General features: G+C 67.5%; 17 protein-coding genes. 12 read left to right on the top strand and 5 right to left on the bottom strand.

What is annotated here, in order from left to right; translation table 11 throughout:
- Positions 1 to 17: 17 nt before the first annotated feature.
- Both ACVCL3_RS07700 and ACVCL3_RS07695 read right to left on the bottom strand, forming a co-directional pair.
- A complete protein-coding gene (locus ACVCL3_RS07700) occupies positions 18 to 962 on the bottom strand; it encodes an electron transfer flavoprotein subunit alpha/FixB family protein (RefSeq protein ID WP_447100898.1) in 945 nt (314 codons plus the stop codon).
- Between the two features lie 173 nt (positions 963 to 1,135).
- Positions 1,136 to 1,882, bottom strand: coding sequence for an electron transfer flavoprotein subunit beta/FixA family protein (locus ACVCL3_RS07695; RefSeq protein ID WP_447100897.1), 747 nt, complete (start codon positions 1,880 to 1,882; stop codon positions 1,136 to 1,138).
- A 291-nt stretch (positions 1,883 to 2,173) separates the two neighbouring features.
- Between ACVCL3_RS07695 and ACVCL3_RS07690 the strand changes: the two genes are divergently transcribed.
- Both ACVCL3_RS07690 and ACVCL3_RS07685 read left to right on the top strand, forming a co-directional pair.
- The gene (locus tag ACVCL3_RS07690; RefSeq protein WP_447100896.1) at positions 2,174 to 3,160 is read left to right on the top strand and encodes a glycosyltransferase; all 987 of its coding nucleotides are present in this window, start codon (positions 2,174 to 2,176) and stop codon (positions 3,158 to 3,160) included.
- On the top strand, positions 3,153 to 4,085 hold the full coding sequence (locus tag ACVCL3_RS07685; protein ID WP_447100895.1) for a glycosyltransferase family 2 protein: 933 nt from the start codon (positions 3,153 to 3,155) through the stop codon (positions 4,083 to 4,085). Before ACVCL3_RS07690 ends, ACVCL3_RS07685 begins: the two co-directional genes overlap by 8 nt.
- 160 nt (positions 4,086 to 4,245) lie before the next feature.
- Here the strand turns inward: ACVCL3_RS07685 and ACVCL3_RS07680 are convergent, their stop codons facing one another.
- On the bottom strand, positions 4,246 to 5,856 hold the full coding sequence (locus ACVCL3_RS07680; RefSeq protein ID WP_447100894.1) for a 4Fe-4S dicluster domain-containing protein: 1,611 nt from the start codon (positions 5,854 to 5,856) through the stop codon (positions 4,246 to 4,248).
- A gap of 336 nt (positions 5,857 to 6,192) precedes the next feature.
- Here ACVCL3_RS07680 and ACVCL3_RS07675 point away from each other — a divergent pair, with 336 nt between their 5' ends.
- From ACVCL3_RS07675 to ACVCL3_RS07640, 8 genes are all read left to right on the top strand, one after another.
- Entirely contained in the window at positions 6,193 to 7,593 is a 1,401-nt protein-coding gene (locus ACVCL3_RS07675) for an amidase (RefSeq protein WP_395116538.1), read from the top strand.
- Between the two features lie 247 nt (positions 7,594 to 7,840).
- Positions 7,841 to 8,752, top strand: coding sequence for a sulfate adenylyltransferase subunit CysD (gene cysD, locus ACVCL3_RS07670; RefSeq protein WP_447100893.1), 912 nt, complete (start codon positions 7,841 to 7,843; stop codon positions 8,750 to 8,752).
- Complete coding sequence (gene cysN / locus ACVCL3_RS07665) at positions 8,752 to 10,620, top strand: sulfate adenylyltransferase subunit CysN (RefSeq protein WP_447100892.1); 1,869 nt, start codon at positions 8,752 to 8,754, stop codon at positions 10,618 to 10,620. Before cysD ends, cysN begins: the two co-directional genes overlap by 1 nt.
- Positions 10,621 to 10,699: 79 nt before the next feature.
- Complete coding sequence (gene gcvT / locus ACVCL3_RS07660; RefSeq protein ID WP_447100891.1) at positions 10,700 to 11,800, top strand: glycine cleavage system aminomethyltransferase GcvT; 1,101 nt, start codon at positions 10,700 to 10,702, stop codon at positions 11,798 to 11,800.
- Positions 11,801 to 11,884: 84 nt separating this feature from the next.
- The gene (gene gcvH / locus ACVCL3_RS07655) at positions 11,885 to 12,280 is read left to right on the top strand and encodes a glycine cleavage system protein GcvH (RefSeq protein ID WP_395116546.1); all 396 of its coding nucleotides are present in this window, start codon (positions 11,885 to 11,887) and stop codon (positions 12,278 to 12,280) included.
- Positions 12,281 to 12,409: 129 nt separating this feature from the next.
- Positions 12,410 to 12,706 carry a hypothetical protein gene (locus tag ACVCL3_RS07650; protein WP_447100890.1) on the top strand — a complete coding sequence of 99 codons (297 nt, stop codon included), beginning with the start codon at positions 12,410 to 12,412 and terminating at the stop codon, positions 12,704 to 12,706.
- 183 nt (positions 12,707 to 12,889) lie between these two features.
- Positions 12,890 to 13,441, top strand: a complete 552-nt coding sequence (gene metJ / locus ACVCL3_RS07645; protein WP_395116550.1) for a met regulon transcriptional regulator MetJ — start codon at positions 12,890 to 12,892, stop codon at positions 13,439 to 13,441.
- Positions 13,442 to 13,772: 331 nt separating this feature from the next.
- Positions 13,773 to 14,792: an energy transducer TonB gene (locus ACVCL3_RS07640; RefSeq protein ID WP_447100889.1), complete on the top strand. Its 1,020-nt coding sequence runs from the start codon at positions 13,773 to 13,775 to the stop codon at positions 14,790 to 14,792.
- Positions 14,793 to 15,068: 276 nt separating this feature from the next.
- On the opposite strand, the gene ACVCL3_RS07635 is transcribed toward ACVCL3_RS07640, so the two are convergent.
- Entirely contained in the window at positions 15,069 to 16,349 is a 1,281-nt protein-coding gene (locus tag ACVCL3_RS07635; protein ID WP_395116554.1) for a serine hydrolase domain-containing protein, read from the bottom strand.
- A 55-nt stretch (positions 16,350 to 16,404) separates the two neighbouring features.
- Here ACVCL3_RS07635 and ACVCL3_RS07630 point away from each other — a divergent pair, with 55 nt between their 5' ends.
- Together ACVCL3_RS07630 and ACVCL3_RS07625 are read left to right on the top strand one after the other, a co-directional pair.
- Complete coding sequence (locus ACVCL3_RS07630; RefSeq protein WP_447097150.1) at positions 16,405 to 16,992, top strand: LemA family protein; 588 nt, start codon at positions 16,405 to 16,407, stop codon at positions 16,990 to 16,992.
- Between the two features lie 50 nt (positions 16,993 to 17,042).
- A complete protein-coding gene (locus tag ACVCL3_RS07625; protein ID WP_447100888.1) occupies positions 17,043 to 18,920 on the top strand; it encodes a M48 family metallopeptidase in 1,878 nt (625 codons plus the stop codon).
- Positions 18,921 to 19,029: 109 nt separating this feature from the next.
- Here ACVCL3_RS07625 and ACVCL3_RS07620 read toward each other — a convergent pair whose 3' ends face one another.
- A complete protein-coding gene (locus ACVCL3_RS07620) occupies positions 19,030 to 20,652 on the bottom strand; it encodes a GMC family oxidoreductase (protein ID WP_447100887.1) in 1,623 nt (540 codons plus the stop codon).
- Positions 20,653 to 20,697 lie beyond the last annotated feature (45 nt).

Raw genomic sequence — 20,697 nt, 5'->3', positions numbered from 1 at the left:
AAATGCCTTCGCTTCGATCAGCCGATCGCAGCTTCCAGTTCCGGAACAATCTTGAACAAATCCCCCACCAGTCCAAAATCGGCAACCTCGAAGATCGGCGCCTCGCCATCCTTGTTGATCGCCACGATGGTGCCGGCGTCCTTGATGCCGGTGAGGTGCTGGATGGCGCCGGAGATACCGATGGCCATGTACAGCTCGGGGGCGATGATCTTGCCGGTCTGGCCGACCTGCATTTCGTTGGGGCAGTAGCCTGCATCGACGGCGGCGCGCGAGGCGCCGACGGCGGCGCCGATCTTGTCGGCGAACTTGTAGATGATGTCGAAGTTTTCCTTCGAGCCCACGCCGCGGCCACCGGACACGACCTTGCGGGCGCTCTGCAGGTCGGGGCGGTCGCTCTTGCCCTGCTGCAGTTCGACGAAGCGGGTGTGGGTGGGCAGCGCGGTGTCGACGGTGATGGCCTCGACCGGCGCACTGTTGCTGGCGCTGACAGCGGCGGACCACGACGCGGTGCGGATGGTGGCGACCACGGTGTGTGCCGGGTCGGCTTCGACCGTGATGATCGCGTTGCCCGCGTAGATCGGCCGCTTGAAGGTGTGCGGGGCTTCCACGCTCATCACATCGCTGACCTGGGCCACGCCGAGCAGGGCGGCCACGCGCGGCGCGAGATCCTTGCCGAAGGTGGTGGAGGGTACGAACACGTGACTGTAGCCGGCGGCGGCCTTGGCGATCTGCGGCGCCAGCACGGCGGCCAGCGGGTGTGCGTTCTCGGCGCGGGCGACGGTGAGTACGCGGCTGACGCCGTCAATCTTCGCCGCCTCGGCGGCGATCGCGTCGACGCTGTCGGCCAGTACCAGCACGTCGATCGCTTCGCCTTTCACCGCAGCGGCGGCGCTTACGGCGCGCGCGGTGGAGGAGTTGAGTTTGCCGCCGAGGTGTTCGGCGATGACGAGGATCTTGCTCATGTGTGTCTCCGAAGCTCTTTTGTAGGAGCCCGCTTGCGGGCGATGCTTCTGCTCTGCGTCTCGAAAGAAGGGGCATCGCCCGCAAGCGGGCTCCTACCGTTCTTGTAGGGCGGGCAATGCCCGCCGGATTTTCGTCTTTGCGGCGCGATGGCGGGCGGTGCCCGCCCTACGCGTCACAGCAGGCCTTTCTGCTTCAGCGCGGCAACCAGCTCGGCTGCGTCCTTCACCATCACGCCCTTGCTGCGCTTGGCCGGCGCGGCGTAGTGCGTGGTCTTCAGGTGGTCGTTCGCTTCCACGCCGAGCGAGCCGAACTCGATCGTGTCGATCGGCTTGGACTTCGCCTTCATGATGTCGGGCAGCTTGATGAAGCGCGGCTCGTTGAGGCGCAGGTCGGTGGTGATCACCGCGGGCAACTCGGCCTCGATCACTTCCAGGCCCGCATCGACCTCGCGGGTCACCGTGGCCTTGCCGTCGGCGATCTCGACCTTGCTGGCGAAGGTGGCCTGCGGGCGATCCCACAGCGCGGCGAGCATCTGGCCGGTCTGGTTGGCGTCGTCGTCGATCGCCTGCTTGCCCAGGATCACCAGCCCCGGCTGCTCCTTCTCGATCAGCTTGAGGAACACGCGGGCAGCGGTCAGCGGCTGCACGGCGTCGCCGGTGACCACGTGGATGGCGCGGTTCGCGCCCATCGCCAGGCCGTTGCGCAGGTGCGCGGTGAGATCGGCCGGGCCGATGCCGACCACGATGACTTCCTCGGCCACGCCTTTCTCGCGCAGGCGCAGCGCCTCTTCCAGCGCGATGTCGTCGAACGGGTTGGCGGACAACTTGACGCCGTCGGTGACCACGCCGCTGCCGTCGGGTTTGACCTGGATGCGCACGTTGTAATCCACGACGCGCTTGTAGCCCACCAGAATTTTCATCAGCTGTTCCTTTGAATTGCAGGGCGCCGAGAGGCCGGGCGCGATGGATCAGTCCGGCATTCTAACCTGTCCGGGCTATCCATGCGGCAGCGTACGGAACGGGCGGGTTATGCCTTGCTCCGTGAACCACGCAGCCCGCCCGTGGAGCCGGGCGAGGCTCATGAAAGATCGCGGCGCATCGACACTATAGAATGCATGTATCCCCGGGCTGTGGGCCTGCCGGCAATGAAGGTGCTCGCAACGCGGCATCGCTTTCGCTGTCCGCCTGGCTTTCCGCGCCAACGAGCGACCATGACGCGATTGCGACTTTCCATCGTGCTTTGCACCTACAACGGCACCGTCTATCTGCAGCCGCAGTTGGACAGCCTGTTGGCACAGACGCGCCTGCCCGACGAGATCGTGATCGGCGACGACGGTTCGACCGATGCCAGCGTGGCCATGCTGCAGGCGTTTGCGGCGCGGGCACGGGATGCCGGCATCGAGGTGCAGCTATTGTGCCACCGGGAGAACCTGGGTTACGTCGACAATTTCTCGGCGGGACTGCGTGCGGCGCAGGGCGACGTGCTGTTCCTGTGCGACCAGGACGATGTGTGGCGGGCCGACAAGCTGGCGCTGATGGCCGAACGTTTCGAGCAAGACCCGTCATTGCTTCTGCTGCATGGCGATGCGCGGCTGGTGGATGCCGGGGGCCATTCGCTGGGCTGCTCGCTGTTCGAGGCGTTGCAGATGACGGCGCAAGAGCGGAAAGCCATCCACGACGGGCACGCGTTCGACGTGGTCCTGCGCCGCAGCTTCGTGACCGGCGCGACGGCCGCACTGCGGCGCGATCTGGTGGCAACGGCGCTGCCCGTGGCCCCCGGCTGGATCCATGACGAATGGCTGGCCGCGGTGGCGGCCGCGGTCGGCCGGGTCGATTCCATCGATCTGCCCTTGATCGACTACCGCCAGCACGGCGCCAACCAGATCGGCATGCGCAAGCGCACCTTGGCGATGAAGTGGCGGGATCTGCTGCTCTCGCGCGGGCGCTTGCTGGCTGATGAGGCAGAGCGCCTGCGGCGGTTGGAGGACTTTCTCGTGCAGGCGAAATTTCACGGCAGTCGCGACCGTGCCGCGCAGGTGCGTGACAAGCGAACCCACTTCGAGCGGCGGGTGGCGATCGGCCGCTTGCCGCGCTGGCGTCGGTGGTTGCCCGTGCTGCGGGAGGCGCGCGGCGGTTTTTATCGTCGTTACGGTACCGGCATCCGATCGGTGCTGCGGGATCTGCTGCGCCATGACTGATGCGACCGTCGGCGACGTGTGCGCGGTGGTGGTGAGCTACCGCCCTGAACCGGACGCGATGGTGCGACTGGTAGACGCGGTCGTGCCGCAGGTCGGTGCGGTGGTTCTGGTCGACAACGCCAGTGATGGGGACTGGAACCAGGTGCTGGGCCGGCGCTTGTCTGCGCAAGGCGGAGCGATGCTGAGCCAATCGCGCAACCTCGGTCTCGCCGCCGCGCAGAACGTCGGCATCGCGTGGGCGCGCGATCACGGTTTTCGCCACGTCTTGCTGCTGGATCAGGACAGCGAGCCGGCTGAAGGGATGGTGGTCGCGCTGCTGCGCGCGCTGCAGGAGTTGTCGTTGGCCGGACCGGTGGCGGCGGTGGGGCCGCGCTTCCACGACATGCGCGAGCGTCGCGCCGCGCCGTTCGTGCGCATCGGGTTTCCGTTCAATCGCAAGCTGTGGTGCGATGGTTCGACGCCAACCATCGCCTGCGATTTCCTGATCAGCTCGGGCATGCTGATTCCGCTGGCCGCGCTCGACCGGATCGGCACGATGGATGCGGGCCTGTTCATCGACAACGTCGACCTGGAATGGAGCTTCCGCGCGCGCGCGCGGGGCTACTCGTTGCACGGCGTTTGCGCGTCCACCATGCGCCATCGCCTCGGCGACACCCGCCGCGCCTTGCCGCTCGGGCTGGGCCAGGTGGTGGTGCATGGGCCGCTGCGCCTGTATTACATGATGCGCAACCGGGTGCGGCTGTACCGGATGGCGCACACGCCGCGGGCGTGGGTCGCGCAGGACGTGCCGCGGGTGGTGGTCAAGCTGTTCCTGTTCGGCGTGCTGATCGGGCCGCGTCGGCGCAACCTGCATTGCATGCTGCGCGGCTTGGTCGACGGCATGCGCGGTCGTCAAGGCGAAGCACCGGTCGACCTTCCTGGCTGATCCCGTGTGTTGTCGGCTCTTGATCGAATGTCGAGACAAGAGCGGCGGGCCGTGCCCGCCCTACGATTGTCGCGCGGCCTTATATCGTGATCGCCGTAGGGCGGGCACTGCCCGCCGGCTCTTCTGATCGGGTGCGACCGGATTACCCCCGGGTCCGCGCCTACAGGTTCTGGTAATTCGGCCCCGAGCCGCCCTCCGGCGTGACCCAGGTGATGATCTCGTACGGGTCCTTGATGTCGCAGGTCTTGCAGTGCACGCAGTTGGCGGAGTTGATCTGCAGGCGCTTGCCGTGTGGCTGGGTTTCGTCGGCCACCATCTCGTAGACGTTGGCGGGACAGAAGCGGGTGCAGGGGTTGTCGTATTCCTCCACGCAGCGCGTGGCGCAGATGTCGGTGTCGGCCACGTGCAGATGGACCGGCTGATCCTCGTCGTGTTCGGTGGCCGCGAAGTAGACGCCGGCGAGGCGGTCGCGCGGCGGCAGCGTGCGCTGCACGTAGTCGCGCTTCGGCTCTTCGCATTCGCCGAGCTTGTGCAGGGTGGACCAGTCGGCCTTGTTCTTCAGCGTCCACGGCGACAGGCCGGCGGTGACGGTTTCCCAGGCGGCGTTGAGCAGGCCGAACCACAGGCCCTTCTTGAAGCCGGGCTTGACGTTGCGCACTTTCTTCAGCTCGGCCATCACCTCGGAGTCGCGCAGTTTCGCGTCGAAGCCGGTGGCGTCGAGACCGCTGGCGGCGAGGTGTTCGGCGGCCAGCATGCCGCTCTTCAGCGCCTGGTGGGTACCCTTGATCTTCGGCACGTTGAGCAGGCCGGCGGTGTCGCCGATCAGGATGGCGCCCGGCATCTCGCACTTCGGCAGCGACTGCCAGCCGCCGGTGACGATGGCGCGCGCACCGGCCGAGAGGATGGTGCCGCCTTCCAGCAGCGATTTCACGCTCGGGTGGTTCTTCCATTGCTGGAACGCTTCCCACGGCTGGTACTTCGGGTCGCTGTAGTCGAGGCCGCTGATGTAGCCCAGCGCGATGCGGTCCTTGTCCAGGTGGTAGAGGAAGCTGCCGCCATAGGTATGCGTGTCGGCGGGCCAGCCGATGCTGTGCACGATCTTGCCGGGCGTGACGCGCCCGGCGGGTAGCTGCCACAGCTCCTTGATGCCGATCGAATAGCCCTGCGGATCGCTGCCGGCATCGAGCCCGAAGCGCTTGACCAGCTGCTTGGTAAGGCTGCCGCGGGCGCCTTCGGCCAGCACGGTGAGCTTGGCCTTGATGTCGATGCCCTCGGTGTAGCCGGGCTTGTGCGTGCCGTCCTTCGCCACGCCCATGTCGCCGATGCGCACGCCGGCGACCGAACCGTCCTCGTTGTAGATGTTGTCGGCGGCGGCGAAGCCGGGGAACACGTCCACGCCCAGCGCCTCGGCCTGCGGGGCCAGCCACGCGCACAGCGCGCCCAGCGAGACGATGAAGTTGCCGTGGTTGCGCATGCCGGGCGGCACCGGCAGCCGGGTGCCGCCGGTTTTCGACAGCAGCCAGAACTCGTCCTTGCCGGCCGGCACGCAGATCGGCGGCGGGTTGTCGCGCCAGCCGGGCAGCAGGGCATCCAGCGGCTGCGGCTCGATCACCGCGCCGGAGAGGATCTGCGCGCCGATGGTCGATGACTTCTCGATCACGCACACGCTCGTGTCCGGCTTCAGCTGCTTCAGGCGGATCGCGAATGCCAGGCCGGCAGGGCCGGCACCGACCACGACGACGTCGTATTCCATGGTTTCGCGCTCGCTCATGGCGAACTCCTGCAGTGCGGGAAAGGGTGGCGTCTTCGATGCGTCATCGACGCACGATACCCTGCCGCATTGTCCGGGTTCGGGCCATGCAGGGCAACGCGTGCTGCGCCACCGCTTGCAATCGTCGCGGGTCGGGCGGTGATAATCGCAACCGTATTGCCAAGGAGCGTGGGTGGCAGAAATCTTCCGGGCTGCAAAAGCGGCTGCGTGGTCCGTATTTCCGCCGGTTCTTGACCCATGGAACCACCATGGGCCCGCGAACCGTCGAAAATCCGTCCTTGCGCATCCACTTTTTCGCCTCGGAAGTTTCTACCACCCACGCTCCTAGGAGAGTTCATGAATTCGATGCCGCCGATCGCCGATATCGACCTGCGCCGCGCATCGCTGTGCCAACTGCTGCACTGGCTCGCCACGGGCAGGGTACGGCCGGAAGCCCTGGCCGATGTCTACCAGCAGGCCATCGAGCGGCTCGATCCCCGGCTCAACTGCTACGTCGACCAGCGCCCCGGGCTGATGCAGGAACAGGCGCACATGGCCGATCGGCGTCGCCGCGACGGCGTGATCGGCCGGCTCGACGGCATCCCGCTGGCGCTGAAGGACAACCTCGACATGGCCGGCTGGCCGACTCGCGCCGGCCTGCCCGGGCGGCGCAAGCCGGCGGCGAACGATGCCCACGTGGTGGCACGGTTGCGCGCGTCCGGCGCGGTGGTGATCGGCAAGACCAACATGGACGAGGGCGCGCTGGGCGCGGCCACCGACAACCCGCATTTCGGCGCCACGCACAACCCGCATCGCCATGGCTACAGTGCGGGCGGCTCTTCCGGCGGCGCTGCCGCGGCGGTGGCCGCGGGCCTGGCGGTGGCGGCGGTGGGTTCGGACAGCCTCGGCTCCATCCGCATCCCGGCGAGTTACTGCGGTATCTACGGGCTGAAGCCCACGCACGGCGAGATCTCCGCCCGCGGCCTGGTGCCGGCTGCGCGTCGGCTCGATTCGGTGGGCCTGCTGGCGCGCAGCGTCGAGGACCTCACCGTACTGCTGCAGGTGCTCGCCGGTTACGACGCCGACGATGCGCGCTCGCGTCGCCGCCGCGTGGCGTTCGCGTTGCCGGACTGGGACCCGGGCCACCTGCGCGCGGGCCTGCTGCCGGATCTGGCGGCGGTCGGCGTGCAGCCGGAGGTGGTCGAGCTGTTCGAGTCCGCGCTGGCCCGGTTGCCGCACGCGCTGAGCGACCGCCGCACGGTCGACTTCGACGACTGGAACTTCGCCCGCACCCGCCGCGCCGGCTTGCTGCTGATGGAGGCGGAAATGCTCGGCACGTTCGCCGAGGATCTTTCGCCTGACGCGAAGCATCCCGTGTCCGACCGCTTCCGGCGCATGCTCGGCTACGCCGCCGGCAAGAGCGCCGCGGATTACGCCACGGCCGACCGCGTGCTGGACGCGGCCACGTTGAAGATGCGCCGGCTGTTCGCCCAAGTCGACGTGCTGGTGCTGCCGACCACGCCGCAAGGCGCGTTTCCGCTGGATGGCCCGGCTCCGGATTCAGCCGCCGACCTCACCAGCTTCGCCAGCCTCGCCGGTTGTCCGGCGGTGAGCCTGCCGATGGGCAAGCTCTCCGATGGCCTGCCGGTGGGCCTCCAATTGGTCGGCCCGCGCGGCTCCGACCTGCGCCTGCTGGAGCTGGCCGCCGCCTGCGCCGCAACGCTGGATGCCGAGCCGGCTTACCCGGTGCTGGAGTGACGCGCGGGTAGGGCGGGCACTGCCCGCCATTTGCCGTCCGTGGCCGGCGGGCAGTGCCCGCCCTACAACTAATGCAGGGGCGCTGTACCTCAGGGGTATGGCCGGCACGCCATGTCGATATGCGAACTCCTTTGGCCGTTCGTCAGGGGACCGGTGTTCGCGCGATCTATACTGCGAGTTTCCAGGATGTCGTTCGCCCGGCGGGCGACGTCGTTTCAGCCCTGCCTGCTGCCGAGTTCGCTACCCCATGACGGCTACTGCACCGCGTTCCCATCTCGACGATCTCGAGGCCGAAAGCATCCACATCTTCCGCGAAGTGCAGGCGGCGTTCCGTCATCCGGTGATGCTGTATTCGATCGGCAAGGATTCCTCGGTGCTGCTGCACCTGTTGCGCAAGGCGTTCTATCCGGCGAAGCCGCCGATGCCGCTGCTGCATGTCGACACCACCTGGAAGTTCCGCGAGATGATCGCGTTCCGCGAGCAGGTGGCTGCGGCGGGTGACGTGGAGGTGCTGGTGCACATCAACCAGGATGGCGTGCGCCAGGGCATCTCGCCGCTCACCCACGGCGCGGCCGTGCATACCGACGTGATGAAGACGCAGTCGCTGAAGCAGGCGCTGGACCAGCACGGTTTCGACGCCGCCATCGGCGGCGCGCGCCGCGACGAGGAGAAGTCGCGGGCGAAGGAGCGCGTGTTCTCCTTCCGCAACGCGCAGCATCGCTGGGACCCGAAGAACCAGCGGCCGGAGCTGTGGCGCAACTACAACACCTTCGTGCGCCAGGGCGAGAGCGTGCGCGTGTTTCCGCTGTCCAACTGGACCGAGATGGACGTGTGGCTGTACATCCAGCGCGAGAACATCCCGCTGGTGCCGCTGTACTTCGCCAAACCCCGCCCGGTGGTGGAGCGCGACGGCGCGCTGATCATGGTCGACGACGACCGCTTCACCCTGCGCGAGGGCGAGAGCGTGCGAATGCGCGAGGTACGCTTTCGCACGCTGGGCTGCTACCCGCTGACCGGCGCGGTGGAGTCGTCCGCCGACACCTTGCAGAAGATCATCGACGAGATGGCCGCCTCGCGCACCTCCGAGCGGCAGGGCCGGGTGATCGACCACGATCCCTCCGCGTCGATGGAGCACAAGAAGCAGGAGGGTTACTTCTGATGGCCGCACCGGAGAAGGGACTGCTGCGCTTCATCACCTGCGGCAGCGTGGACGACGGCAAGAGCACCCTGCTCGGTCGCCTGCTGTATGACGCCGGCATGCTGCCGGACGACCAGCTGGCGGCGCTGGCGCGTGAAAGCCGCCGGCTGCATGCCGATGCCGACGAGGGCGTGCTCGATTTCGCCCTGCTCACCGATGGCCTGGACGCCGAGCGCGAGCAGGGCATCACCATCGACGTGGCCTACCGCTATTTCCACACCGCGCGGCGCAGCTTCATCGTGGCTGACTGCCCGGGCCATGAGCAGTACACCCGCAACATGGCCACCGGCGCCTCCAACGCGGAGCTGGCGGTGGTGCTGGTCGACGCGCGCAAGGGCGTGCTGACGCAGACGCGCCGGCACACTTATATATGCGGCCTGCTCGGCATCCGCCACGTGCTGCTGGCGGTCAACAAGATGGATCTGGTCGATTACCGCCAGGACGTGCACGAGGCGATCGCCGCCGAGTATCGCGAGCTGGCCCGCAGCCTGGGCATCGAACACGTGCATTGCCTGCCGGTGTCCGCCCTGAATGGCGACAACGTCGGCAGCCGCTCGCCGCGCATGCCCTGGTACGACGGCGGCAGCCTGCTGGAGCGGCTGGAGACCGCAGAAGTCGCGCGCTTCCGCGCCGCCGACTTCCGCATGCCGGTGCAATGGGTGAACCGCCCGGACCAGTCGTTCCGCGGCTACGCCGGTACCATCTGCGGCGGCAGCGTGGCGCGCGGCGACGAGATCGTGGTGCAGCCGGGCGTGCAGCGCGCGCGCATCGAGCGCATCGTGACCTTCGACGGCGACCTGGAGCGTGCCGACGAAGGCCAGGCGGTGACGCTGTGCCTGGATCGCGAACTCGACGCCAGCCGCGGCGACGTGATCGCCGACGCGCTGCGCCCGGCGCCGGTGGCCGACCAGTTCACCTGCCACCTCTTGTGGATGGGCGACGGCAACCTGCTGCCCAACCGCACCTACCGGCTGAAGATCGGCACGCGCACGGTCAACGCGCGGATCATGTCGATCAAGCACAAGGTCGACGTGAACAGCCAGGCTCAGCTGGCGGCACGTCATCTCGAACTCAACGAGGTCGGTTACTGCACCGTGGGCCTGGACGACGCGGTCGCGTTCGAGTCGTATGCGACCAATCGCGATCTCGGCGGCTTCATCCTGATCGATCGCCAGAGCAACGCCACCGTGGCCTGCGGCATGCTCGACTTCGCGCTGGGCCGCTCCAGCAACGTGCACTGGCAGCACGTGGACATCGACAAGCGCGTGCGCGCCGCCAGCAAGGGGCAGCACCCGCTGTGTCTTTGGTTCACCGGCCTGTCCGGCGCCGGCAAGTCCACCATCGCCAACCTGGTCGAGCGCAAGCTGCACGCGCTGGGTTACCACACCTACCTGCTGGACGGCGACAACGTGCGCCACGGCATCAACAAGGACCTGGGCTTCACCCCCGCCGACCGCGTCGAGAACATCCGGCGCATCGCCGAGGTCGCCCACCTGATGGTGGATGCCGGGCTGATCGTGCTGGTCAGCGCGATCTCGCCGTATCGCAGCGAGCGGCGCTCGGCGCGCGAGCTGTTCGGCAGCGGGGAGTTCGTCGAGGTGTTCGTCGACGCGCCGCTGGAGGAGTGCGAGCGGCGCGACCCGAAAGGTCTCTACCGCAAGGCGCGCGCTGGCGAGATCCGCAACTTCACCGGTGTCGACGCACCGTACGAGCCCCCGCTGTCGCCGGATGTGCACCTGCTCAGCGGCGGCCAGCGCGCCGAACAACTAGCCGAGCAGCTCACCGCGGAACTGCTGGCGGGCATCGACCGCAGCGGCGCCGGCGACTGAGCGTTTTGCCGCACGGCTTGGATTGCCCTGTGCCGACGGCGATAATGGCCCATTCCCCAATCAGCAGGGCGCCGCCGCGATGACCGAGAAGACCGTACTCAACGCCACCCATCGCGCGCTCGGCGCGCGGATGGTCGATTTCGGCGGCTGGGACATGCCGATCAACTACGGCTCGCAGATCGAGGAGCATCACGCCGTGCGCCGCGACGCCGGCATGTTCGACGTCTCGCACATGACCGTGGTCGACCTGCACGGCGCCCGCACGCGCGAATTCCTGCGCCACCTGCTGGCGAACAACGTCGGCAAGCTGAAGGTGCACGGCAAGGCGTTGTACTCGTGCATGCTCAACGAGCGCGGCGGGGTGATCGACGACCTGATCGTGTACTACCTCGGCGAGGAGTTCTTCCGGCTGGTCGTCAATGCCGCCACCCGCGCCAAGGACCTGGCCTGGATCGAGCGCCAGGCAAAGGCGTTCGACGTGCAGGTGAAGGAGCGCCCCGACTTCGCGATGATCGCCGTGCAGGGGCCGCAGGCGCGCGCGAAGGTGCTCGGCCTGCTGCATGAGGTCGACCGCCCGCGCATCGAGAAGCTGGGCAAGTTCGCCGCGGCCGCGGCGCAGGGCCCCGGCGGCATGCCGTTGTTCGTGGCGCGCACCGGCTACACCGGCGAGGACGGGTTCGAGATCATGCTGCCGGCAGAGCATGCAGTGGCGCTGTGGGAAGCGTTGCTAGCCGCCGGCGTGAAGCCGGCCGGGCTGGGCGCGCGCGACACCCTGCGCCTGGAAGCGGGCATGAACCTGTACGGCCAGGACATGGACGAGGACGTGACGCCGTGGGAGGCCAACCTGGGCTGGACGGTGTCGCTGGACGAGGGCCGCGACTTCATCGGCCGCGCCGCACTGGAGCAGCAGCAGGCCGCCGGCGTGCCGCGCGTGATGATCGGCGTGGTGCTCGACGAGAAGGGCGTGCTGCGCCACGGCCAGAAGGTGCTGGCGGCGAACGGCGAGGGCGAGATCCTCTCCGGCAGCTTCGCCCCCACCCTGGACAAGGCGATTGCCTTCGCACGCGTGCCGGCCGGCGACAGCGGCGCGCTGCACGTGGACATCCGCGGCCGCGAGGTGGCGGTGCGCCAGGTGAAATATCCCTTCGTGCGCGACGGCAAGCCCTGCGACGGCATCTGATCGCGCGTTGCCCTTTCCCTTACGGCGAATGCCGCTAGAATCCCCACCCGTAACCGCATTTCCACCCAACCACTGGACCCGACCATGAGCGAGATTCCCGGCGATCTGAAGTTCCTCAAATCCCACGAATGGGCCCGCGTGGAAGATGACGGCCTGGTCCGGGTGGGCATTTCCGACCATGCCCAGGGCCAGTTGGGCGACCTGGTCTACGTGGAGCTGCCGGAGATCGGCGCCGCGGTGAAGGCCGGCACCGGCACCGCCGTGGTGGAATCGGTCAAGGCCGCTTCGGACATCTATTCGCCGGTGTCGGGCGAGATCGTCGAAGTCAACGAGCTGCTCAACGACAAGCCCGAGACGATCAACGAGGACGCCTTCGGCGACGGCTGGATCTTCCTCGTGCGTCCCAGCGATCGTGCCGAACTGGACGAGTTGCTCGATGCCAACGATTACCAGGAACTGATCGAGAACGACGATCACTGACCCGTCCGCTTCGAACCGCGTCGAATGCTCCGGCCGCCATGTGCGGCCGGTTGCATTTCTGGAGCTCGCCTCGGCGTTCGGTGATGTCGATGGAGTGCTCTTTCGGGCGATGCATCGAACTGTCGGATCGTGTTTTCGGGCAAGCGGATGAGCTCGCCTTCGCGTCGCCCGTCGCGAGCATCGGTCGATGCGTTTCGTCTTCGCCCGTCGCGCTTCGGCGCGGCGATCGCCGCGATCGCGGTCATCGGCGCCACCGCCGGGCTCCCCTCGGTCGTGTTCCGTTCATTTGCCGGAGACGGCCGGGTCGGGTGGCAATCGAGTGCCTTGGCGGCACTGCGTTCGTCGGCGCAGTGCATTCGGCAGATAACGCCGCGATTTGCAAATATCGCCTGTTTCACGCGGTTTGAAGCGTGTTTCTTGAAATGAGCGATTGAATGGATGGACGTCTAGACGTCCGATGTTGAATATGGTCCTTGTCGGCGCGGCCTTGCCGGCTGCGGCCTGCCGCGGCCATGGCCGTTCGGGGTGCCGCCGACGCGTGGCGAAAATCAATTGACAGTTGAAATCTTCGGGGATAGCTTTCGCAGCAGATCACGGGGAATGCGTTTTATGGCGACAACGAAATTCATCAAGCCCTATGTCGAGCACGGTGAAAAAGCCAATGCAGTTCGCAAGATCACTGTCTCGATTCCGCTGCATGTCCTGCGACGGCTTTCTGATTTGCGCACCCACCGACAGGTGAACAATCTTCGGCACGCGACGAACAGCGACTTGCTGGTTGAAGCGTTCCTGCATGCTTTTACTGGGCAACCACTGCCAACTGATGAGGAGCTGAGACGAACCATGGCCACTGCCAAGAAATCCGCTGCAAAGAAACCGGCTGCCAAGAAGGCCGCTGCCAAGAAACCGGCTGCCAAGAAGGTTGCCGCCAAGAAGCCGGCGGCCAAGAAGCCGGCGGCCAAGAAGCCGGCCGCCAAGAAGGCTGCCGCGAAGAAAGCCGTCCGCAAGCCGGCGGCTGCCAAGAAAGCCGCGGTGAAGAAGGTCGCGGTGAAGAAGGTCGCCAAGAAGCCGGCGAAGAAAGCTGCACCGAAGAAGGCTGCGGCGGCGAAGGTGGTCAAGGCCACCAAGACCGCAAAGCCGAAGGCCAAGACCAAGAAGTAAGCCACACGCAACACGCAACAAGGCGACACCCACAACAAGATATGCCATCGACTTCTCCCCCCGCGGTGCCCAGCGCGGGGGGAGCACTTCGAGAAAGTTCGTCCCGGCCTGGCCGGGACGCTTCATTTCCGGGGTACGCAATGAGGCGGGCGACCGTGTCGCCGCCCCTGCCATCTTCGCCGCGCCGACGCGCGCCCACCCGGGGACGCGGCATTGCCGTGCTGCGCCATTGGAGTTACCTTCTGCACATCCGCGCCGCGGCGTATCCGGGGGATCGCCGCTCCTACAGGGGGAAAAAGCGCGGGTATCTGTCGACACTCAGTGAGAGACCATGGATACCCGATATTCACTTCAGACGCGCCGGCGCGCGCGTGGGGCCGTCCGGCCGACCTACATCGCGATCATTGCCGTCTTTGTGCTGCTGGCCATCGGCGCGTGGTTTCTCATCCTCAAGCCGCATCAGGAACTGATGCTGGCCGATTCGGGCGGGCATCCGTCGACGCCGGTCACCGCAGTGACGCGGGCGACGCCGCCGCCGGTCAACGTGGCGGGGATGGACATCAACCAGCTGGTGGATGAAGCGCGTTCGGCCATGGGCCAGCAGCGTTATCTGGCGCCGGCCGGCAACAACGCATTCGAGTTCTACCTGCGCGTGCTGGAGAAGGAGCCGGGCAACAAGGTGGCCTCCGATGCGCTGCGCGAGACCTTCCCGTTCGCGGCCAACCAGGCCGAGCAGGCGATCAACTCGCGCGACTTCGGCGAAGCGCAGCGCGAGATCGATCTGCTCTCCAAGGCCGATCCGACCAACTTCACGCTGACCATCCTGCGCTCCAAGCTCGACGCCCAGCGCAAGACGCTGGATCAGCAACAGCAGCAGGCGCTGGATCAGCAGAAGGCTGCCGCGCTGGCGGCGCAGAAGGCCGCCGCCGACAAGGCCGCCGCCGAGCAGCTCGCGCAGCAGCAGGCAGCCCAGGCGGCCCAGCAACAGGCAGCGCAGACGACACAGGCCAAGCCGGCGCCAGGCACGGCGCCGTCGAGCAACAACGCCTCGGCGGAGACGGCCGCAGCGGCGCCCACGGGCCAGACCTCCGAAGCAGTGCTGGTGAAGGCCATCGCCCCGCACTATCCACCTTCGGCCGTGCGTGCGCGGCAGCAAGGTTGGGTCGTGGTGGCGTTCCAGATCGACGCGGATGGCACCACCAGCGACATCAAGGTGGTCGACTCCGAACCGCGGCGCATCTTCGACCGGGCGGCCATGGAAGCCGTGGCGCGCTACCAGTTCACGCCGGCGATGCGAAATGGCGTGCCGGTGGCCAGCCAGCGTACGCAGCGGATCGAATTCAAGCTCTGAGAGGCGGCAAGCCTTTCAGCCTCGAAGCCGGGCGTCACACGCGCGAGCACAGCTCCTCCCCCTGCTTGCAGGGGGAGCCTGGCAACCGAGGGAAGTTCCCCGCGTGAGGGCAAAGTTCTTGTCCTTGTTGCTGGCCTGGTCGTAGTTCCTGGCCTGGTCGGAGCGACCCCATCCGGATTCTCCCCGGCGAGCATGAGAGGGACACAAGCTTCAGGACGTGAGTCGCCCTGCGCGGTCGGGCGCGTTCGACGCGATGCGCTGCCTGCCTGACGTGATTCAGTGCCGCCGGTGCGTCGCCTTGCGAACCTTCCTGCGCGGCGTGGCTTTCTTCGGCGGGCTCTCGATCTGCGCCCAGTCCACGTGCGGCAGGCCGAGCAGATCGTCGAACACCATCGGCATCAGGCCGCTGGGCGTCGGGCCGGTGGAGTTCCACAGGGTGACCACGCCGACGTTGTACTTCGGGAAGAAGCCGATCATGGTGCGATAACCGGCCACTGCACCGGCGTGATAGATCAGGGTTTCGCCGCCGTAGCGGTAGACGCGCCAGCCGAGCGCGTAGTGCGCGTCGGTCAGCCGCGCGCGGCGCCACGGGGAGGAGTGCAGTTCGCTGGGCGTGCTGACGCCGGGTGCGTGCAGCACGTCGAGCAGCGAGCCAGGCAGCACGTCCGGTCGCCCGCCCATCTGCGCGATCAGCCATTTCTCCATGTCGCGCAGGCTGGCGTTGACGCCGGCCGCCGGCGCCACGCGGTAGTAGGTTTCGTTCGGTTCGAACGGTACCCAGCCGTGGCGCGACGCATGGTGTGGACGCGCCCAGCTCTTGCTCGACTCCAGTCCGGCGCGACCGTAGGTGGCCGTGGTCATGCCCAACGGGTAGAACAGGCGTTTGTCGACCAGGTGGTAGAAGAAGTCGCCGGTGCGCGCGAGCACCACGTCGCCGATCATGCTGAAGGCGACGTTCTGGTAGCCGTAGCATTGGCCGACGCCGCAGGTCATGTCCACCTCGTCCAGCTTGCGCACCAGTTCCTGGTAGGGAATGTCACCCTCGAGCATGTTGTCGAAGGTGTTGCGCGGCAGGCCGATCTTCTGCCCGAGAATGTCGCTGACCGTGGCCTGGTCAGCCTCCTGCATGTTCTTGAGCTTGAAGTAGGGCAGCACGTCGATCAGGCGGGTGTCCCAATCGAGCTTGCCGTCGTCCACCAGCAGGCCGGTGATCGCGGTGGCGAAGGCCTTGGACAGCGAGGCCAGTCGGAACACCGTGGTTGGCGTCACCGGTTCGCGCGTGGCGGCATCGGCGTAGCCGACGGTGCCTTCGAACACCACTTTGTCGTCGACCACCACGGCGGTGACCAGGCCGGCGACGGCGTCGCGCTGGCCCAGCAGATTGAGCCACCGCTTGTAGTCGTCCAGGGTTTTCCGGATGCGTGCCGGCGGCAGCGTCGTCGTGCCCGCCGATGGCGCCGGCGCGGTGGCGGGCATGGCGGTGAGCGGGCGGCAGAAGAGCGCGCAGGACAGGCCGAGGCCGCCGGCGATCACGAGGAAGATCTTGCGAAACGGCATGGTATTCTGGCGGTGTTCCGGCGTGGGGATACGCCTCTGGGTGGAGAACTTGTCGATGGGCCTGATCATTTTTCTGGTTGTCGTCGTCCTGATTGTCTTGTACTTCGTGGCGATCTACAACGGACTGGTTACCTCGCGCAACAGCTACAAGAACGCCTTCGCGCAGATCGACGTGCAGTTGACCCGCCGGCACGACCTGATCCCGAACCTGGTCGAGACCGCCAAGGGCTATCTCGCGCACGAGCGCGGCACGCTCGAGGCGGTGGTGCAGGCTCGCAATGCGGCGGTCAACGGCCTGGCCGGCGCCAAGGCCAATCCCGGCGATCCGGCGGCGATGCAGCAACTGGCCAGCAGCGAGAACGCGCTGACCCAGACCCTGGGCCATCTGTTCGCCTTGCAGGAGGCCTATCCGGACCTGAAGGCCAACCAGACCATGATGCAACTCTCCGAGGAACTCACCTCGACGGAGAACCGCGTGGCGTTCGCGCGACAGGCGTACAACGATTCGGTGCTGACCTACAACAACAAGCGCGAGGTGTTCCCCGCGTCGTTCGTGGCCAACAGCTTCGGGTTTGCCGCCGCCGAGCCGCTGAAGATCGAAGACCCCGCCGTGCGCGAAGTGCCAAAGGTGTCGTTCAGCTGATCGTCGCGGCATCGCGGCCGCGACGCCGCTGACCGTCCGTCGGAGCCTCCATGGATTTCTTCGCCCAACAGGCGCGCGTGCGCGGCAGCAGCCGGCGGCTGGTGATCCTGTTCGTGCTGGCGGTGATCGCCATCGTGGTGGCGATCGACGCGGTGGTCTGGTTTGCGCTGGGTCGGCATCCGGCGCCCGGTGAGCCGCCCGCGTCCAACCTGAACCTGCTGCTGGGCAGCAGCGTGATCGTGCTGGCCGGCATCGGGCTCAGTTCGCTGTTCCGCATCATGAGCCTGTCGGGTGGCGGCAAGAGCGTGGCCGAAAGCATGGGCGCGACGGTGGTGCCGCCGGACACGTCTGATCCCGCGCTGCGCCGGCTGCGCAACGTGATAGAGGAAGTGGCCATCGCCGCCGGCGTGCCGGTGCCGGACATCTACCTGATGGCCGACGAGCCGGGCATCAACGCCTTCGCTGCAGGCTACTCCGCCTCCGATGCGGCGGTGTGCGTGACGCAGGGTTGCCTGGACAACCTCACGCGTGACGAACTGCAGGGCGTGATCGCGCACGAGTTCAGCCACGTGCTCAATGGCGACATGCGGCTGAACATCCGCCTGATGGGCTTGCTGTTCGGCATCCTGGTATTGGCGGTCGTGGGGCGCCGGGTGATCTGGTTCGGCGGTGGCCGCAGCAATCGCCGCGGTGGCGGACAGGTGTGGATGATCGGCCTGGCGCTGATCGTGGTCGGCTACATCGGTTATTTCTTCGGGCGGCTGATCCAGGCCGCGGTGGCGCGCTCGCGCGAGTCGCTGGCCGACGCATCGGCCGTGCAGTTCACCCGCCAGGCCGACGGCATCGCCGGCGCGCTGAAAAAGATCGCGATCCTCAGCGAGGGTTCGCAACTGCAGGCAGCCAACAAGCAGGAGGTGGCGCACATGCTGTTCGGCGAGGCCGGCAGTTTCAACGCGCTGTTCGCCACCCATCCGCCGCTGCTCGAGCGCATCCGCGCGCTGGAACCAGGCTTCAAGGAGGCCGACCTGGCGCGCATGGCGGCGGGGATGCAGCGCGAAGCGGCGTCGCCGCCGGCGAGCGCACCGACCGCCGCCTCGGGCGTGCCGGGGTTGTCGTTGCCGCCGGTGCTGACCGGCGTGCTGGCCGGCGGCGTGGCGGCGGCTGCTCCGGCCTTCCAGCGTGCCGCGGCCGTGCAGCAGGCGATGCCGGCGAGTTTGAACGATGCCGTGCAGCAGCCGGAATCCGCGCTCGCGGTGATGCTGGCGCTGGCGCTGTCACCAGCGGCCGAGTTGCAGCCCGCGCAGCGCCGGATCGTCGCCGATGCGTTCGGCGATGACGTACAGCGCGCCGTGCAGGCGCAGGCTTCCGCCGTGGCCGCACTGGCGCCGATCGCCCGCCTGCCGCTGGTTTCGCTGGCGTTTCCCGCGCTCAGGCAACTGCCCGACGGGCGCCAGCAGACCCTGGTGCGCACGCTCGACGATCTGGTCAAGGTGGATGGCCGTGTCGACATCAACGAGTACTGCCTGGCGCGGCTGCTGCGCATTCAGCTGAGCGAGGCACGCGCGCCGCGCAGCGCGCCGGTCGATGGCGTGAAGAAACTGCCGGCCGCGCGTGACAGCGTGATCCTGGTGTGCACCGTTGTCGCCGCAGCCGGCTGCTCGGACGAGGCCGGCGCAAGGCGCGCGTGGCTGTTCGCGATGCAGCAGGCGTTTCCCGGCGAGGCGATCGAGTGGGTGCCGCCACCGGCGGCCTGGCAGGCGTCGTTCGAGCGCGCGCTGGACGATCTGGACGGCCTGAGCCCGATGGCCAAGGAACTGGTGATCCAGGCCTTGCTGCGCGCGGTCCATGCCGACGGCCAGATCAGCGTGGAGGAGGCGGAACTGCTGCGGGTGATCTGCGCCAGCCTGCATTGCCCGCTGCCGTTGTAGGGACGCGCCGACGCGCGCGATGCCCGTTGCCTTTGCAGGAGCGCGCTTGCGCGCGATGCCCTTCGTCACGTGACGGAAAGCATCGCGCACAAGCGCGCTCCTGCAGTGCTCAGCGGAGGATCAACGCGCTGGCGCGCTCGGCGATCATGATGGTGGGTGCGTTGGTGTTGCCGGTCGGCAGGGTGGGCATCACCGAGGCGTCGACCACGCGCAACCCATCCACGCCGCGCACGCGCAGCTCGCTGTCGACCACGGCGCGATCGTCCTTGCCCATGCGGCAGGTACCGACCGGGTGGTAGATGGTTTCGGCCTTGCGCCGGATGAAGTCGGCGTATTCCTCGTCGGTGTGGATGCGTCGCTCGGGGAACACCGGCGCGCCGCGGTGCGCGGCGAACGCCGGCTGGTCGAGGATCTCGCGCGACAGCCGTGCTGCCTCGATCATCATTTTCAGATCGTGGCCTTCCGCGTCGCCGAGGTAGTTGGCGTGGATCGCGATCGGTTGTGCGGGATCGGCCGAGTGCAGGCGCAGTCGGCCGCGGCTGCGCGGGTGCAGATGGCATGCATGCAACGTGTAGCCGTAGCCGGGCAGGCGGTGGCGGCCATGGTCGTCGAGCAACGCCGGCACGAAATGGAACTGCAGGTCGCAGCGCGCGTCGACGGCGAAGCGGCTGCGCACGAAGCCGCCGGCCTCGGCCACGTTGGAGCTGCCCGGTCCGTCGCGGTGGCGCAGCCAGCGCCAGCCGGCGGACAGTTCGTTGAGATGGTCGTAGCTGAGCTTGCCGGGGTTGCCGTCCAGCGTGCAGATATCCAGGTGATCCTGCAGGTTGGCGCCGACGCCGGGCAGGTCGGCGTGCACCGCGATGCCGTGCTCGCGCAGGTGATCGGCGGGGCCGACGCCGGACAGCATCAGCAGCTGCGGCGAATTGATCGCACCGGCGGCCAGGATCAACTCGCCAGCTTCGATCCGCTCCGCTTCGTGCCGGCCCTGGCGCAGTTGCACGCCGACCGCGCGTCCATGGTCCAGCAGCACGCGCTCGACCAGCACGCCGGTACGCACATGCAGGTTCGTCCGCTGGCGCACCGGTTTCAGGAACGCCGCGGCACTCGAGCAGCGCGCGCCGTTGCGCTGGGTCACCTGGTACAGGCCAAAGCCGGCCAACTGCTCGCCGTTGAAGTCGTCGTTGCGCGGATAGCCGGCGCTGCTCGCCGCATCGATCAGCGCGATGGACAACTCGTTGCGATGGCGCAGATCGGACACCCCCAGCGGGCCGCCGGTTCCGTGCAACTCGCTGGCGCCGCGGCTGTTGTCCTCGCTGTGCAGGAACCACGGCAGCACCTCGCGCCACGACCAGCGCGGATCGCCGCTGGCTTCGGCCCAGCCGTCGTAGTCGGCTGCCACGCCGCGGATGTAGCACATCGCATTGATCGAACTGGAACCGCCGAGGGTCTTGCCGCGCGGCCACCACAAGCGGCGCTGGTTGAGCGCGGGCTCCGGTTCGGTGCGGTAGTTCCAGTTCAAGGCGCGGTTGTTGGCCAGCCGCGCGATGCCTGCCGGCATGTGGATCAGCGGGTGCCAGTCCGTCGGCCCGGCTTCCAGCAGCAGCACGCGCTTGCCCGGGTCGGCGCTGAGCCGGTTGGCCAGTACGCAACCGGCCGAACCGGCGCCGGCGATGATGAAGTCGTAATGGTCCAAGTCTTCCCCCTGCGCCTGCCTGGCGATGCGCGATCGCATGCTAGGCTTGCCGCGCCCCACGCTGGATGTGCCCGTGAGTTTGCC

The organism is Rhodanobacter sp. UC4437_H4, assembly GCF_052978425.1.
This window is presented reverse-complemented; position numbering and strand designations above follow the sequence as displayed.